The sequence below is a fragment of the Rhizobium esperanzae genome (assembly GCF_014197615.1).
In the GTDB taxonomy this organism is placed as follows: Bacteria; Pseudomonadota; Alphaproteobacteria; order Rhizobiales; family Rhizobiaceae; genus Rhizobium; species Rhizobium esperanzae_A.
In genome coordinates, this window is record NZ_JACIFY010000005.1 from 241,238 (window position 1) to 256,810 (window position 15,573).

General features: G+C 63.0%; 14 protein-coding genes. 11 read left to right on the top strand and 3 right to left on the bottom strand.

Annotated elements, in window-relative coordinates; all coding sequences use genetic code 11:
- Positions 1 to 1,863: a DNA polymerase III subunit gamma/tau gene (locus GGD57_RS09475; protein WP_184469047.1), complete on the top strand. Its 1,863-nt coding sequence runs from the start codon at positions 1 to 3 to the stop codon at positions 1,861 to 1,863.
- 22 nt (positions 1,864 to 1,885) lie between these two features.
- Positions 1,886 to 2,209 carry a YbaB/EbfC family nucleoid-associated protein gene (locus GGD57_RS09480; protein WP_004676719.1) on the top strand — a complete coding sequence of 108 codons (324 nt, stop codon included), beginning with the start codon at positions 1,886 to 1,888 and terminating at the stop codon, positions 2,207 to 2,209.
- A 79-nt stretch (positions 2,210 to 2,288) separates the two neighbouring features.
- On the opposite strand, the gene GGD57_RS09485 is transcribed toward GGD57_RS09480, so the two are convergent.
- Positions 2,289 to 2,906 carry an MOSC domain-containing protein gene (locus GGD57_RS09485; RefSeq protein WP_184469048.1) on the bottom strand — a complete coding sequence of 206 codons (618 nt, stop codon included), beginning with the start codon at positions 2,904 to 2,906 and terminating at the stop codon, positions 2,289 to 2,291.
- Between the two features lie 57 nt (positions 2,907 to 2,963).
- On the opposite strand from GGD57_RS09485, the gene recR reads away from it, so the two are divergent.
- A complete protein-coding gene (gene recR, locus GGD57_RS09490; protein WP_184469050.1) occupies positions 2,964 to 3,569 on the top strand; it encodes a recombination mediator RecR in 606 nt (201 codons plus the stop codon).
- The gene (locus GGD57_RS09495; protein ID WP_432443336.1) at positions 3,566 to 4,840 is read left to right on the top strand and encodes a lytic murein transglycosylase; all 1,275 of its coding nucleotides are present in this window, start codon (positions 3,566 to 3,568) and stop codon (positions 4,838 to 4,840) included. Before recR ends, GGD57_RS09495 begins: the two co-directional genes overlap by 4 nt.
- Positions 4,841 to 4,846: 6 nt before the next feature.
- On the opposite strand, the gene GGD57_RS09500 is transcribed toward GGD57_RS09495, so the two are convergent.
- Both GGD57_RS09500 and GGD57_RS09505 read right to left on the bottom strand, forming a co-directional pair.
- On the bottom strand, positions 4,847 to 5,302 hold the full coding sequence (locus GGD57_RS09500) for a GNAT family N-acetyltransferase (RefSeq protein WP_184469169.1): 456 nt from the start codon (positions 5,300 to 5,302) through the stop codon (positions 4,847 to 4,849).
- A 23-nt stretch (positions 5,303 to 5,325) separates the two neighbouring features.
- Positions 5,326 to 7,005 (bottom strand): MFS transporter, encoded by a 1,680-nt coding sequence (locus GGD57_RS09505; protein ID WP_184469055.1) that lies wholly within the window; start codon positions 7,003 to 7,005, stop codon positions 5,326 to 5,328.
- Positions 7,006 to 7,202: 197 nt separating this feature from the next.
- Here GGD57_RS09505 and rimP point away from each other — a divergent pair, with 197 nt between their 5' ends.
- From rimP to GGD57_RS09540, 7 genes are all read left to right on the top strand, one after another.
- The gene (gene rimP, locus GGD57_RS09510; protein ID WP_184469056.1) at positions 7,203 to 7,808 is read left to right on the top strand and encodes a ribosome maturation factor RimP; all 606 of its coding nucleotides are present in this window, start codon (positions 7,203 to 7,205) and stop codon (positions 7,806 to 7,808) included.
- Positions 7,809 to 7,867: 59 nt separating this feature from the next.
- Positions 7,868 to 9,475, top strand: a complete 1,608-nt coding sequence (nusA, locus tag GGD57_RS09515) for a transcription termination factor NusA (protein ID WP_184469059.1) — start codon at positions 7,868 to 7,870, stop codon at positions 9,473 to 9,475.
- Complete coding sequence (locus GGD57_RS09520; RefSeq protein ID WP_179867163.1) at positions 9,472 to 10,167, top strand: RNA-binding protein; 696 nt, start codon at positions 9,472 to 9,474, stop codon at positions 10,165 to 10,167. The genes nusA and GGD57_RS09520 overlap by 4 nt, the downstream gene beginning before the upstream one ends.
- Before the next feature lie 102 nt (positions 10,168 to 10,269).
- Entirely contained in the window at positions 10,270 to 13,026 is a 2,757-nt protein-coding gene (infB, locus tag GGD57_RS09525; RefSeq protein WP_184469061.1) for a translation initiation factor IF-2, read from the top strand.
- A 154-nt stretch (positions 13,027 to 13,180) separates the two neighbouring features.
- On the top strand, positions 13,181 to 13,585 hold the full coding sequence (gene rbfA / locus GGD57_RS09530) for a 30S ribosome-binding factor RbfA (protein ID WP_184469063.1): 405 nt from the start codon (positions 13,181 to 13,183) through the stop codon (positions 13,583 to 13,585).
- Between the two features lie 13 nt (positions 13,586 to 13,598).
- Complete coding sequence (gene truB / locus GGD57_RS09535; protein ID WP_085738805.1) at positions 13,599 to 14,531, top strand: tRNA pseudouridine(55) synthase TruB; 933 nt, start codon at positions 13,599 to 13,601, stop codon at positions 14,529 to 14,531.
- Between the two features lie 135 nt (positions 14,532 to 14,666).
- The gene (locus tag GGD57_RS09540; protein ID WP_184469065.1) at positions 14,667 to 15,518 is read left to right on the top strand and encodes an alpha/beta fold hydrolase; all 852 of its coding nucleotides are present in this window, start codon (positions 14,667 to 14,669) and stop codon (positions 15,516 to 15,518) included.
- Positions 15,519 to 15,573: the final 55 nt, after the last annotated feature.

Genomic DNA, 15,573 nt, shown 5'->3' on the forward strand with positions numbered 1-15,573 from the left:
ATGAGCGACACCGAGCGACAGTCAAAAGATGCCGCCTCGACGGGCACCGGATACCGGGTGCTGGCTCGCAAATACCGCCCCAAGGATTTCACGGACCTGATGGTCGGCCAGGAGCCGATGGTCCGCACCCTGACCAACGCCTTCGAGACCGGCCGCATCGCCCAGGCCTATATGCTGACCGGCGTACGCGGCGTCGGCAAGACGACGACGGCGCGCATTCTGGCGCGGGCGCTGAACTACAAGACATCGGATATCGACAAGCCGACGATCGATCTGCGCGTGCCCGGCGAACACTGCCAGGCGATCATGGAAGGCCGGCATGTCGACGTGATCGAGATGGATGCCGCCTCCCACACCGGCATCGACGATATAAGAGAGATCATCGAGCAGGTGCGCTACCGGCCGGTTTCGGCGCGCTACAAGGTCTATATCATCGACGAAGTGCACATGCTCTCGACGCAGGCCTTCAACGGCCTGTTGAAGACGCTGGAAGAGCCGCCGGAACATGTGAAGTTCATCTTCGCCACCACCGAAATCCGCAAGGTGCCGATCACCGTGCTGTCGCGCTGCCAGCGCTTCGACCTGCGCCGCATCAGCGCCTCCGATCTCGTCGGATTGTTCACGACGATCGCGGCCAAGGAAGGCATCGAGGCGGAAGGCGACGCGCTGGCGATGATCGCGCGCGCCGCCGAAGGCTCGGCACGCGACGGCCTGTCGCTGCTCGATCAGGCGATCGCCCATGGCGCCGGTGCCGTGCAGGCGGAAGCCGTGCGCGGCATGCTCGGCCTTGCCGACCGCGCCCGGATCGTCGATCTCTTCCAGCATGTCGTCAAGGGCGATGTCGCCGCTGCCCTCGGCGAATTCCAGAACCAGTACGAGGCCGGCGCCAATCCGGTGGTGGTACTGACCGATCTTGCCGATTTCACCCATCTGGTGACCCGGCTGAAATACGTGCCGGATGCGGCAAACGATCCCTCGCTCAGCGAGGTCGAGCGCACCAAGGCGGCGGAATTCGCCAAGGGCGTCGCGGTAACGACGCTGTCGCGCATCTGGCAGATGCTGCTGAAAGGCATTCCCGAAACGGAAGGCTCGTCGCGGACGGCGGGTGCGGCCGAAATGGTGCTGATCCGGCTTGCGCATGCGGCGCATCTGCCGGCGCCCGAGGATGCGGCACGGCGGCTTGCCGATTTTTCCGGCGACAATGGCGGCGCGCGGCCCTCCTCCCCGCCTTCCGGCGGTGGCGGCGGCACACGGGTTCCCTATCAAAGCAGTGTCGCGGCACGTGCGACGGAGCCAACACCACGGCCGCAGCCCTCCGGGCCGACAGCCATGTTGCGCGCCGTGCCCAATCCGGAGCCACAGAATATCGGCCGCACCGAGGCCAGGCCCGCAGAGGCGCCGAAGCCGCTTGTGCGCATCAATTCCATCGCCGATATCGTCGATCTCGCGGGCGAAAAGCGGGACGTCAAATTGAAGGCCCTGGTGCGCAACTTCGTGCGGCCGGTCCGTCTTGAGCCCGGCCGGCTGGATGTGAACCTCACCGAAGGCGCTCCGACGACGCTGCTCAACGAACTCGCCGTCAAGCTCAAGGAATGGACCGGAATCCACTGGATCGTCAGCACCAGCCGCGAAGAAGGCGGGCCGACGATGGTGGAAGCGGAGGCAAGGACCCGGGAACAGCATGTCATCGATGCCCGTCAGGACCCCGACGTGGCGGCGATCCTGGCGCATTTCCCGGGCGCAAAAATCATCGACGTGCGCGTGCGGGCGCCGGAACCGGAAGAGGAAGGCGAGGCCAAAGCGCCGGCCGCCGCCGAATCCGAAGAAGGCGACATCCTGCCCGGCGACGACATAGAATTCTGAAGTTTCAACAAGGAGCGAGACGATGCGCGACATCATGGGCATGATGGGCAAAGTCAAGGAAATGCAGGCCAAGATGGAGCAGATGCAGGCGGAGATCGCCGAGCTCACGGCCGAAGGCAAGGCGGGCGGCGGCCTTGTCACCGTCGTCATCTCGGGCAAGGGCGAGCTGAAGAGCCTGAAGATCGACCCGTCGCTGTTCAAGGAAGACGATGTCGAGATCCTCGAGGACCTGATCGTCGCCGCCCACAAGGACGCCAAGGACAAGGCCGAGGCGCTCGCCGCCGAAAAGACCAAGGCGCTGACCGCCGGCCTGCCGATCCCGCCCGGCTTCAAACTGCCGTTCTGATAGCAGGCAATCCATCTTCTCTTGACCGCGGCTCCGATAGCCGATGCTATCGAGTTCGCGATACATCCAGAACGCCGCTCTAACGCTGCGCTTCCAGCAACGCCCGCAGCTTGTAGTGAATAGGAGCGGCGAGATATCGCGCCCGGTCTGCCTCCGAAAGACGGCGACCAAATGTTTCCATCAGCTCCGGCATCGTTACCTTTTCGCCCGAAAAGGGCCGATGCTCCACCGCCGTTCCGGCCTCGGTCACGCCGCCTATGACAACGCGGCAGTAGATGCCCGGACGGGCGGCCACGGTGTAGCGTTTGACGAATTTCGGGTCGTTCATCCTGGCGGCAAAGGTGGCGCAGGGGATGCGGCAGGCGGTGACTTCGAGGATGAGATCGCCTGATATGAACCGGTCGCCGACGGCGACGTCGCGGTTGTCGAGATCCGAGATTACGATGTTTTCGCCGAAGGTGCCGGGTTCATAAGGCCGGCCGAGCTCCCTGCTCCACCAGTCGAGCGTCAGAGATCCCTCGATATAAACCGCCTGATCGACGCCGCCGTGATGTTTGCGGTTGCAGATGGCATCGCCGACCAGACCCTCGGCATCGATCATCACCGCGCCGTTGACGGCATGTTTGAAGATGCCGGTCTTGTAGCTCTTGCCGGCCAGCCGTTCCGGATTGCCGGTGCAGAGAGCCAGGATTTTCATGGGATGGCCGATCCTTCCGTGATTCCGTTTTCGTTGCATATCAGCTAAGAACGGCGCATGGCAAAACGAGTCACCGGCCCCGAAATCGAAAAACTCATCCAGCTTCTGGCGAAGGTGCCGGGCCTCGGGCCGCGCTCGGCGCGCCGGGCGGCATTGCATCTGATCAAGAAGAAGGACCAGTTGCTGGGACCCCTGTCGAATGCGATGGGCGAGGCCTATGACAAGGTGAAGATCTGCTCGCGCTGCGGCAATGTCGATACAACAGACCCTTGCACCGTCTGCACCGACACGCAGCGCGATCAATCCGTCATCATCGTCGTCGAGGACGTTTCGGATCTCTGGGCGCTGGAGCGGGCGGGCGCGATGAACGCCGCCTATCACGTGCTCGGCGGCACGCTGTCGCCGCTCGACGGGATCGGGCCCGATGACCTCAACATTCGCGGGCTGATCGACCGGATCGGCGAAGGCGGCATCCGCGAACTGATCATCGCGGTCAATGCCACCGTCGAGGGACAGACGACGGCGCATTATATCACCGACCAGCTGCAGGGACTTGAGGTGAAGATCACCCGCCTGGCGCATGGCGTGCCGGTTGGCGGCGAGCTCGACTATCTCGACGAGGGTACACTTGCCGCGGCGTTGCGAGCGCGGACGGTGATATGAGGGGGTTATCGATGCCGCACCATGGTGTTCCACGACGGCTGCGAATATTCGCATTCGCGGCAACTGCCCTCCTCCCTCTCCCCTCGTACGCAGCCCCATCAAAAGCCGATGTCGAGACGCAGTTCGAAAGCTGGGTGCAGAAGGACCTCTGGCCCGAAGCAAAGGCAGGCGGTATCTCCGAAAAGACCTTCCAGGCCGCCTTCTCCGGCGTTACGCTCAACTGGAACCTGCCCGATCTCGCGCCGCCCGGCTTCCCGCCGCCGAAGGAGCAGAAGCAGACGCAGGCCGAATTTTCCTCGCCCGGTCCCTATTTCAACGAGGATAGACTGCAGAGGCTTGCCGTAACGGGGCGCGGTTTTGCCGCGCAATATGGCTCGACGCTGAAGCGGATCGAGAAGACCTACGGCGTGCCGGGCTCGATCGTGCTTGCCATCTGGGGCCGGGAGACAGGCTTCGGGGCGGCGAAGATCCCGAATTCGGCGGTCGAGGTGCTGGCGACCAAGGCCTTCATGTCGACCCGCAAGGAGATGTTCCGCACCGAACTGGTGGCGGCGCTGCATATTCTCGACGGCGGCGATGTCACGCCTGCCGATTTCAAGGGGTCGTCGGCGGGCGCGCTCGGGCAGCCGCAATTCATGCCGACCAGCTATCTGAAATATGCCGTCGATTTCGACGGCGACGGCCATCGCAACATCTGGACCTCGGTACCGGACACGCTTGCCTCGATCGCCAATTTCCTGGTCAAGAAGGGCTGGCAGCGCGATCGCCACTGGGGCTTCGAGGTGTCGATCCCGGAAGCGGTTTCCTGCGCGCAGGAAGGACCCGATCTGGCAAAACCGCTTTCGCATTGGGCCTCGCTCGGCATCGACCGCATCTCCGGCAAGGGTTTTCCGTCGGCGGAGATGAAGGCTCAAGGGATGATGCTGGTTCCGGCCGGCCGCGACGGGCCTGAGTTCATCGTCACGCCGAATTTCTACGTCATCAAGGAGTACAATAACTCCGACCTCTATGCGCTCTATATCGGCAATCTCGCCGACCGGATCGCCTCGAACGGCGGCGCCTTCGAAGGCCGATGGGGCGATGTCGGCAAGATGCTGCGCTCGGATGTCGCCGCCATGCAGAAGGCGCTGGAACGGCAGGGCTATGACGTCGGCGGCTCCGACGGATTGCCGGGCTATAAGACGCGGCGTTCGATCGGCCAGTGGCAGGCGAAGAACGGCATGAAGCCGACCTGCTTTCCCGAAGCCACGATGAAGGGCAAGCTGAAGTAGGTGGCTTCAGAGTGCGCGCTTCATCCCCTCGTGGCTCGCGACGAAACCGAGCTTCTCATAGAAGCGGATCGAGTCCTTCCGCGTCTTGTCCGTTGTCAGCTGCACGAGACCGCAGCCGCGCGCGGCGCATTGGGCAACCGCCCATTCGATGAAATCGGAGCCGAGGCCCGAGCCGCGAAGATGACCGGCGACACGCACGCTTTCGATCTGGCCACGCCACATGCCCGTTCTGGAAAGACCCGGAACGAAGCTCAGCTGCAGGCAGCCGACGACCCGATCGGAAGCGTCGCTGGCGACGGCCAGCAGTTGATTGGCGTCCGCGTCGATCGCGGCAAAGGCCGAGAGATAACGTGCGTCGACGGGATCCGAAACGATCTCCCTGGTACCGCCGAGATCGTCGTCGGCGAGCAGCCGGACGATGGCGGCGAGATCGGATCGGCGGGCGAGCCTGAAGCTATATATGGCTGATCTCTGCATATCCGGTCTCAATGATGCAGATCGATCGGCGCCTTGTGGAAGACGTCGTCGCCGGGCGGAATGGCCTGGCGTTCGATCATGCGGTGGACATGCAGCGGCCCCTCACCGCGGTGAAGCGCACGAAGCCTGTCGGTATTTTCGGCATCGGCCTGCGTTCGCCGCTGGTTGTGCCTGATATATTCGACCCAGGTCGGCGTATGGTAGGTTTCCGTCCACAGGCCGGGATTTTCCAGATCGCGCATCAGCGCCCAGTTGCGGGCGCCGTCGCGGATGCGGATACGCCGGCGTTCACCCATCAGCACCATGAACTCGGCAAGATCGTCATCTCCAATTTCGTAATCGACCTGGATGACGATCGGGCCGCTGCGCGGCGTGATGTCGAGGCTCAGGGCCGGCTCGGTGAAGCGGTTCAGCGGATCGAGGTTGAGCGAGGCGAAGGCCGGCATGGAAAAACGCAGGCCGATTGCGATGCCGAGCAACATGACGACGGACGACATCAGCAGCGCATCGGCGACACCATAACGGTCGGCGGCAACACCCCACAACCAGCTGCCGCCGGCGATGCCGCCGAAGGTGACGGTCTGGTAGAGCGACAGGGCACGGCCGACCACCCAGCGCGGCGTCGACAGCTGAACGATGGTGTTGAAGAGCGACAGTGCGGAGACCCAGCAGGCGCCGGAGGCGAGCAGCCCGGCAGAGGTGAGGACGGCGCTCGGGCTGAAGGCGGCGATGACGGCGCTCAGAGCAAAGCCGGCAAAGGAGAGGCGAATGATCGTCTCGCTGGAAAACGCCTGGCGAATTCTGGCACTCAGCACCGCACCGCCGATCGCGCCGATGCCGAAGGCGCCGAGCATGAAGCCGTAGGTCAGCGGGCCACCGGCAACCAGGTTGAGGGCGACGACCGGCAGCAGTGCCAGGATCGAGCTGGCGCCGATGCCGAAGAGCAATCCCCTGACGAGAACTTTCTCGAGATTGGGCGACATCGAGACATAACGAAGGCCGGCGAAGATGGCGCTGCCGAGCGCCTCGCGCGGCAAAGTGGAGACCGGCGTGCTCGGGCGCCAGCGTATGAGAGCATAGATCAATGCGAGGTAACTTGCAGTGTTCACCGCGAAGGCCGCGGCAGCACCCGCTGCTGCGACGATGACGCCGCCGATCGCCGGGCCGACGCTGCGGGTAATATTGAAACCCATGCTGTTCAGGGTGACGGCGCCCGGCAGATCGGCGCGTGGCACCATGTCGCCGACCGAAGCCTGCCAGGAAGGATTGTTGAGCGCGGTGCCGCAGCCGATCAGGAAGGTGAAGAAGAGCAGCAGCCAGGGGGTGATCCAGCCGAGAAGGGCTGTCGCCGTCAGCAGGGCTGAGACCGTCAGCATCATGCACTGCGCCGTCAACATCACCCGGCGGCGGTCGTAATTATCGGCCAAGGCGCCCGATATCAGCGAAAACAGCATGATCGGCAGCGCGGTCGAAGTCTGCACCAGCGCCACCATATCCTCCGAGGCGGTGATCGTCGTCATCATCCAGGCTGCACCGACGGCCTGGATCAGGCCGCCGAAATTGGAGGACAGGCTGGCGAACCAGATGGTGCGGTAGGTATCGTGCCGCAAAGGCGCCAATGTCGAGGAAGTATAGGCCACGATTTCTCCCGCTTTTGTTATTGCGCCGCATCGGCAATATATGCGCAAGACCGGCGCTGGCCATAGGCCTGTTCGCCGCGCCGGGTGCGAATTGGCGGAATCGGTCGCAGACCTTGCAATTTCGGAAAAACCCGACTATATGGCTCTCAAATTCTTGATCGCTTGATGAAGAGTGGGCCGCAAGGACCCGCTCTTTTTTATTAGCGCGATCCCTAAAAAGCATGAAATTGCGAGGAGCGCACCGCTTGTCGGACATGACAAACGCAGGCAACGAAGTCGAGCCGCGGCTGATTACCGAAACCGGGCTCGACCAGCGTCTTGCCGATATCATCGAACCCGTGCTCGTCGGACTGGGCTTCCGGCTTATCCGCGTCCGGATGCTGAACCAGAACGGCGCGACGATGCAGGTCATGGCCGAACGCAACGACGGCACGATGACGGTTCAGGACTGCGAAGAAGTCTCGATGGCGATTTCTCCGGTCCTCGATGTGGAAGATCCGATCGATAAAGAGTATCATCTCGAAGTGTCTTCGCCCGGCATCGACCGTCCGATGGTGCGGAAATCCGATTTCGTCCGCTGGCAGGGCCACCTTGTGAAATGCGAAACGTCGATCCTGATCGACAATCGCAAGCGCTTCCGCGGCAAGATCGTCGAAGCAGGCGTAGATGGTTTCACGCTCGAGCGTGACCAGGTCGCTTACGGGGAAGAGCAGAAGGTCACCATTCCCTTCACGGCGCTTAGCGATGCGAAGCTCATTCTGACCGACGACCTGATCCGCGACGCGTTGCGCGCCGACAAGCTGGCGAAAGCCCAGGCCGCCAACCAGAACGACGCGGACGACCAGGAATAACCGATCAACAGACCGCTGCAGGGACGGGAACCCTGGAGTAAAGACGGAGAAACAAGACAATGGCAGTCAGTGCGAACCGGCTCGAACTTCTGCAGATCGCAGATGCAGTGGCGCGCGAAAAGGTCATCGACCGCGAGATCGTGCTGGCCGCAATGGCCGACGCTATCCAGAAGGCGGCACGCTCCCGTTACGGCACCGAGTCCAACATCCGGGCCGACATCAATCCGAAGACCGGCGAAATCCGTCTGCAGCGCCTGCTCGAAGTCGTCGACAAGGCCGAGGATTATTCGACGCAGATCCCGCTGGAACTCGCCCGCGACCGCAACCCGGACGCCGCACTCGGCGATTTCATCGCCGATCCGCTGCCGCCGATGGATTTCGGCCGCATCGCCGCACAGTCCGCCAAGCAGGTGATCGTGCAGAAGGTGCGTGAAGCCGAGCGCGACCGCCAGTTCGACGAATTCAAGGATCGCACCGGCGAAATCGTCAACGGCACCGTCAAGCGCGTCGAATACGGCAATGTCATCGTCGATCTCGGCCGTGGCGAAGGCATCATCCGCCGCGACGAAATGATCCCGCGCGAAAACGTCCGCTACGGCGATCGCGTCCGTGCCTATGTCTACGACGTCCGTCGCGAGCAGCGCGGCCCGCAGATCTTCCTGTCGCGCACGCATCCGCAGTTCATGGTGAAGCTGTTCACCATGGAAGTGCCTGAGATTTACGACGGCATCATCCAGGTAAAGTCGGTCGCCCGCGATCCCGGTTCGCGCGCCAAGATCGCCGTGATCTCGAACGACAGCTCGATCGATCCGGTCGGCGCCTGCGTCGGTATGCGCGGTTCGCGCGTCCAGGCCGTCGTCGGCGAGCTCCAGGGCGAGAAGATCGACATCATTCCGTGGTCTCAGGATCCGGCGACCTTCGTCGTCAACGCCCTGCAGCCGGCCGAAGTCGCCAAGGTCGTTCTCGACGAGGATGCCGAGCGCATCGAAGTGGTCGTTCCCGACGAGCAGCTGTCGCTTGCGATCGGTCGCCGCGGCCAGAACGTCCGCCTCGCCTCGCAGCTGACCGGCTGGGACATCGACATCATGACGGAAGCCGAAGAATCGGAACGCCGTCAGAAGGAATTCAACGAGCGCACCAACCTGTTCATGGACTCGCTCGACGTCGACGAAATGGTCGGCCAGGTTCTGGCTTCAGAAGGCTTTGCCGCGGTTGAAGAACTGGCTTACGTCGATCTCGATGAAATCTCCTCGATCGACGGTTTCGACGAAGAGACGGCGCAGGAAATCCAGCAGCGCGCCCGCGAATTCCTCGAGCGTCTCGAAGCCGAGATGGACGAGAAGCGCAAGGCGCTCGGCGTTCAGGACGAACTGCGCGAAATCGACGGCATCACCGCCCAGATGATGGTGGCGCTCGGCGAAGACGGCATCAAGACGATCGAAGACTTTGCCGGTTGCGCCGCCGACGATCTCGTCGGCTGGACGGAACGCAAGAACGGCGAAACGAAGAAGTTCGAAGGCCTGTTCTCGAAGTTCGACGTCTCGCGCGTCGAGGCCGAGCAGATGATCGTCCAGGCCCGCCTTTCGGCCGGCTGGATCACGCAAGAGGATCTGGCGAAGGAGGCCGAAGAAGAGGTCACCGACGCTGAAGCCGAACAAGAAGCATGATGACCGCGCATGAGCCGGACGCTCTCCCTGATGAGGACGACGATCTTGCAGGTTATGACGTGAACGGACGCATGTGCATCGTGACGCGCGAAAGCGGATCGCCGGAAGAGCTGATCCGCTTCGTTGCCGCTCCCGATGGAACGGTTGTCGCCGACCTGAAGCGTGAGCTTCCGGGACGCGGATGCTGGGTGAAGATCGACCGGTCGCTGGTCGACAGGGCGGTGGCGAAGAAACTCTTCGCCCGCGCGCTGAAAATGGATGTGAAGGCGGCGGACGATCTCGGCGCTGGCGTCGACCGGCTGCTCGCAGCGCAGTTGATGCAGATGATGAACATGGCGCGCAAAGCCGGCCAGTTCGTCAGCGGGTCCTCGAAAGTGGATGCCGCTGTCAGAAGCGGAGCAGCCCTTGCGGTGTTCCATGCAACCGATGCCGCCGACGACGGCGTGCGGAAAATCGACCAGGCCCGCAAGGCCTGGCACCTCGGAATGGAGACCGAGGAGGAGATACCTTCCTTCCGTCTCTTCTCGGAGAGCGAAATGGAAGGCCTGATGGGCCAGAATGCTTTTATCCATGCCGCAGTGCTTGCGGGGCAGGCGGGTGAAGGTGTAGTGAAGCGCGCAAAGATGCTCGAACAGTACCGTATTGGCGGTCAGTCCCGGGCAGCGGGCGGCGCTGGCCGGCAAAAACAATGAGGCGGTCACCGGCATCGGCCGGTCCAATTCTCATTGATCGACAGTATTTGAACGACAGGGTCTGATCTAGTCATCGCTCCCTGTCCGAAGGAACGGGAACGAATGACCGATAGCAACGACGACAAGACAATCAGCGTGACGGGCAAAAAGACGCTTACCCTGAAACCATCGGGGATGAGTCAGGGCACCGTTCGCCAGGATATGGGTCGAGGTCGCACCAAGGCGGTCGTCGTCGAGACCCGCAAGCGGCGCCCGATGCGTCCGGAAGACGAAAAGCCGATTACACCAGCCGCTCCGGTGGTCCCTGTCCGTGCAGCCGAACCGGCGCCCGCACCCGTGCAGGCCCGCCCGCAGCAGCCGACACCGGCACCGCGGGTTCAGCCGAGCAACAACCAGACGAACCAGCGTCCGCAGCAGTCCCACCAGGCGCCGCGGCAGAACGATCGTCCGCGCCCGGTGGTGCTGAACCATCTGTCGCCGGAAGAGATGGACGCCCGCCGCCGTGCGCTTGCCGACGCCCAGGCGCGTGACGCCCAGGATGCGATCCGCCGCGCCGAGGAAGAAAAGCGCCGGGCCGCCGAAGAGATTGTCCGCAAGGCAGCCGAAGCCGAAGAAGCTGCCCGCCGGGCCGCCGAAGAGGCTATCCGGCAGGCCGAGGCACCGGCCGCCGTTGCCGAACCGGCAGCCGCAGCACCTGCTCCGGCCGAAGCACGCGCCGACGCGCAGCGTCCGCAGCAGCCTGCTTCGTCGGCACCTGCCGCCCGCCGGCCCGATGCGGCTGGAGCACCTTCTGCTGCCCGTCCGGCAGCGGGCGCTGCTGCCCCCGGCGCCGCTCGCGGCCGCCGCGACGAAAAGGAAGACGACGATCGTGGCGGTGCCGCACGCGGCGGTCCGGTGCGTGGCCGCGTCGTTCGCCCGGAACCGGCAAAGCCGGTCACGACCCGTCCGAAGACCGATGACGAACGCCGTCGCGGCAAGCTGACGATCTCCACTGCCAACGTCGACGGCGAGGACAATGCCCGCGGTCGTTCGCTCTCGGCGATGCGCCGCCGGCAGGAGAAGTTCCGCCGCGGCCAGATGCAGGAAACCCGCGAGAAGATCTCGCGCGAAGTGATTCTGCCCGAGACCATCACCATTCAGGAACTGTCGCAGCGCATGTCCGAACGCGCCGTCGACGTCATCAAGTACCTGATGAAGGAAGGCCAGATGATGAAGCCGGGCGACGTCATCGACGCCGACCTTGCCGAACTCATCGCCGGCGAATTCGGCCATACGGTCAGGCGCGTGTCGGAATCCGACGTCGAACTCGGCATCTTCAACGTGTCCGACGAGGATGTCGAACTGGTTTCGCGCCCGCCCGTCGTCACCATCATGGGCCATGTCGACCACGGCAAGACCTCGCTGCTCGACGCCATCCGCCATGCCAACGTGGTCTCCGGCGAAGCCGGCGGCATCACCCAGCATATCGGCGCCTATCAGGTGGAGCAGAACGGTCAGAAGATCACCTTCATCGACACGCCCGGCCACGCCGCCTTCACGGCGATGCGTGCCCGCGGTGCGCAGGCGACCGACATCGCGATCCTGGTGGTTGCAGCCGACGACAGCGTGATGCCGCAGACGATCGAATCGATCAACCACGCCAAGGCGGCCGGTGTTCCGATCATCGTTGCGATCAACAAGGTCGACAAGCACGAGGCCGATCCGCAGAAGGTCCGCAACCAGCTGCTGCAGCACGAAGTCTTCGTGGAATCCATGGGCGGTGAAGTGCTCGACGTCGAAGTTTCGGCCAAGACGGGCAAAAACCTCGACAAGCTGCTCGAGGCGATCCTGCTGCAGGCGGAAATACTCGATCTCAAGGCCAATCCGAACCGCACGGCGGAAGGCACCGTCATCGAAGCCCAGCTCGACCGCGGCCGTGGTTCTGTCGCGACCGTGCTCGTCCAGAAGGGTACGCTGCGTCCGGGCCAGATCATCGTCGCCGGCGACGTCTGGGGCCGCGTGCGTGCGCTGGTCACCGACAAGGGCGACCATGTGAAGGAAGCGGGCCCGGCAACCCCGGTCGAGGTTCTCGGTCTCTCCGGCACGCCGCAGGCGGGCGACAAGTTCGCCGTCGTCGAAAGCGAAAGCCGCGCCCGCGAAATCTCGGAATATCGTCAGCGTCTTGCCCGCGACAAGGCGGCTGCCCGCCAGTCGGGACAGCGCGGCTCGCTGGAACAGATGATGATGCAGCGCCAGAGCGCCGGCATCAAGGAGTTCCCGCTCGTCATCAAGGGTGACGTGCAGGGCTCGATCGAAGCAATTGCCGGCGCACTGGAAAAGCTCGGCACCGACGAAGTCCGCGCCCGCATCGTCCATTCGGGCGCCGGCGGCATCACCGAGTCGGATATCTCGCTCGCCGAAGCTTCGAACGCCGCCATTATCGGCTTCAACGTTCGTGCAAATACCCAGGCACGCCAGTTCGCCGAGCGCGAAGGCATCGAAATCCGCTACTACAACATCATCTACGACCTGGTGGATGACGTGAAGGCAGCGATGTCGGGCCTGCTATCTCCGGAACGGCGCGAAACCTTCATCGGCAATGCCGAAATCCTCGAGGTGTTCAACATCACCAAGGTCGGCAAGGTCGCAGGCTGCCGTGTCGTCGAAGGCAAGGTCGAACGCGGTGCGGGCGTGCGCCTCATCCGCAACGATGTCGTCGTTCACGAAGGCAAGCTCAAGACCCTCAAGCGCTTCAAGGACGAAGTGTCCGAAGTGCCGATGGGCCAGGAATGCGGCATGGCCTTCGAAAACTACGAGGATATGCGCGCCGGCGACGTCATCGAGTGCTTCCGCGTCGAGCATATCACGCGCACGCTCTAAACCGCTGCGCACGCTATCAGCTTTCCGAAAGCCATTCGCCAGCCGGCGGATGGCTTTCGGGCATCAGCCGCCTTGACCTTTTCGGCCAAAAGAGTCATGGACGCTCTCCTTTGACGGGTTCGATTCCCAGCCGCATCGGCAAATAGAGATAACAATGACCAGAGCAACTTCTTCCGCGCCTTCGCAGCGCATGCTGCGCGTTGGCGAACAGGTTCGCGCCGCAATCACCCAGGTGCTGCAGCGGGGCGAAGTGCGTGACGACGTCATCGAAGCGACCGTGATCTCGATCTCGGAAGTGCGCATGTCGCCCGACCTCAAGATCGCCACGGCTTACGTGACGCCGCTCGGCGTTTCCGACCACAGCATCGTCATCGAGGCCTTGAACCGTCATGCGAAATTTATCCGCGGCCGGCTCGGGCAGCAGCTTCGGCAGATGAAATACATGCCGGAGGTGCGCTTCCGCGACGATACCAGCTTCGACAACTACAAGAAGATCGATGAGCTGCTGCGCTCGCCCGAGGTGCGCCGCGACCTCGACGGCGATAATGACGAACAATAAACAGAAGAGACTGATGTCCAAACCACGCAAACCCAAGGGCCGGCCGATTTCCGGCTGGCTGATCCTCGACAAGCCGGTGGATTTCGGCTCGACGGAAGCCGTTTCCAAGATCAAGTGGCTCTACAAGGCGCAGAAGGCCGGTCATGCCGGCACGCTCGATCCGCTCGCCTCCGGCATGCTGCCGATTGCGCTCGGCGATGCGACGAAGACCGTTCCCTATGTGATGGACGGCCGCAAGGTCTATGAATTCACGGTCAGCTGGGGCGAGGAACGCGCCACCGACGATCTCGAGGGCGAAGTGACCGAAAGCTCGGACAAGCGCCCCAGCGAACAGCAGATCCGCGATATCCTGCCTGGATATATCGGCACCATCAGCCAGGTGCCGCCGCAGTTTTCAGCCATCAAGATATCGGGTGAACGCGCCTATGATCTGGCGCGCGAAGGCGAAGTCGTCGAAATCCCCTCGCGTGAGGTCGATATCTTCCGGCTGACATTGCTGGCCTGCCCGGATGCCAATACCGCGCATTTCGAAGTGGAATGCGGCAAGGGCACCTATGTCAGAGCGCTCGCCCGCGATTTCGGCCGGGAGCTCGGCTGCTACGGCCATGTGTCCGGGCTGCGGCGCACCTTCGTCGCGCCCTTCGCGGAAGAGGCCATGGTGCCGCTCGCCAATCTCGTGGCGCTGGAGGCGATCGAAGATATGGACGAGCGGCTGGCAGCCCTCGACGCACTGCTGATCGACACCTGCGAGGCGCTCTCGGCCCTGCCCCACCTCGTCATCAACGACGACCAGGCGCACCGGCTGAAGATGGGTAACCCGATCCTGGTGCGCGGCCGCGATGCGCCGGTTGCCGAAAGCGAAGCCTATGCGACGGCCCGCGGCAGGCTGATTGCGATCGGCGAGATCGGCCAGGGCGAGTTCCGCCCCAAGCGCGTTTTCGGCTGAAGTATTTGTTCGTGTCGGCGATTGTCAGCCGGCAGTGATGCGATATCTTCCTTTCGGGCGATACCGCCCGAGGGGCGATTACCGCCCGAGGGGCGATTGCCGCCCGAGGGGGCCATAACGGCCGAGGGGAAGAATATGCGCGTAACCGCTGTCGCAACACTGACGCTCTTTTCACTGTTCGTGACCGTTGCCGGCGCTCAATCCGCCGAGCGCTGGGCCGAGCTTCCGGCCTTTCCTTCGATGCCGGCGGCCAAGACAAGCGGCATGGCCGATGTGAACGACATCAAGATGTATTACGCCGAATATGGCGAAGGCGAGCCGATCCTCTTCATTCACGGCGGACTAGGAAATGCCGAGGTCTGGGGCCACCAGGTCGCCGATTTCGCCAGGGATCACCTGGTCATCGTTGCCGACAGCCGCGGCCATGGACGGTCGACGCGCAGCCAGCAGCCCTTCGGCTACGACCTGATGACATCGGATTATGTCGCCCTTCTCGACTATCTGAAGATCGACAAGGTGACGCTCGTGGGATGGTCGGACGGCGGTATCATCGGCATCGACATGGCGATGAAACATCCGGAAAAATTGACCCGCGTCATTGCCCAGGCGGCCAATGTCACGACCGACGGCGTCAAGCCCGACGTCATGGACAACGCGACCTTCAACAACTACATCAACGTCGCCGGCGAACAGTACCGCAAGCTTTCGCCGACGCCGAACGAATACGACGCCTTCGTCAAGCAGATCTCTCAGATGTGGGCGACCCAGCCGGCCTGGACGGCCGCCGATCTTGCCAAGATCTCGGTGCCGGTCACGCTTGCCATCGGCGATCACGATGAAGCCGTCAAGCTCGACCATACGGAAATGATGGCAAAGCAGATTCCGGGCGCCAAACTCGTCATCCTGAAAGATGTGAGCCATTTCGCCATGCTGCAGGATCCTTCAGCCTATGACGGGATGATCCGAGGCGCCATGGCGGGCCGTTGAAGCTGCCGGGGACGACCCCTCTTTCCATCGATCCATATTTGGTTTATAGGCAGCG

What these genes read in the sequence shown, in the direction of transcription:
- GGD57_RS09480 (WP_004676719.1), top strand. Translation starts at nt 1,886, where the DNA reads ATGCGCGACATCATGGGCATGATGGGCAAAGTCAAGGAAATGCAGGCC.
- GGD57_RS09475 (WP_184469047.1), top strand. Translation starts at nt 1, where the DNA reads ATGAGCGACACCGAGCGACAGTCAAAAGATGCCGCCTCGACGGGCACC.
- rbfA (WP_184469063.1), top strand. Translation starts at nt 13,181, where the DNA reads ATGACCAGAGCAACTTCTTCCGCGCCTTCGCAGCGCATGCTGCGCGTT.
- GGD57_RS09485 (WP_184469048.1), bottom strand. Translation starts at nt 2,906, where the DNA reads ATGAAAATCCTGGCTCTCTGCACCGGCAATCCGGAACGGCTGGCCGGC.
- nusA (WP_184469059.1), top strand. Translation starts at nt 7,868, where the DNA reads ATGGCAGTCAGTGCGAACCGGCTCGAACTTCTGCAGATCGCAGATGCA.
- GGD57_RS09520 (WP_179867163.1), top strand. Translation starts at nt 9,472, where the DNA reads ATGATGACCGCGCATGAGCCGGACGCTCTCCCTGATGAGGACGACGAT.
- recR (WP_184469050.1), top strand. Translation starts at nt 2,964, where the DNA reads ATGGCAAAACGAGTCACCGGCCCCGAAATCGAAAAACTCATCCAGCTT.
- GGD57_RS09540 (WP_184469065.1), top strand. Translation starts at nt 14,667, where the DNA reads ATGCGCGTAACCGCTGTCGCAACACTGACGCTCTTTTCACTGTTCGTG.
- GGD57_RS09495 (WP_432443336.1), top strand. Translation starts at nt 3,566, where the DNA reads ATGAGGGGGTTATCGATGCCGCACCATGGTGTTCCACGACGGCTGCGA.
- truB (WP_085738805.1), top strand. Translation starts at nt 13,599, where the DNA reads ATGTCCAAACCACGCAAACCCAAGGGCCGGCCGATTTCCGGCTGGCTG.
- infB (WP_184469061.1), top strand. Translation starts at nt 10,270, where the DNA reads ATGACCGATAGCAACGACGACAAGACAATCAGCGTGACGGGCAAAAAG.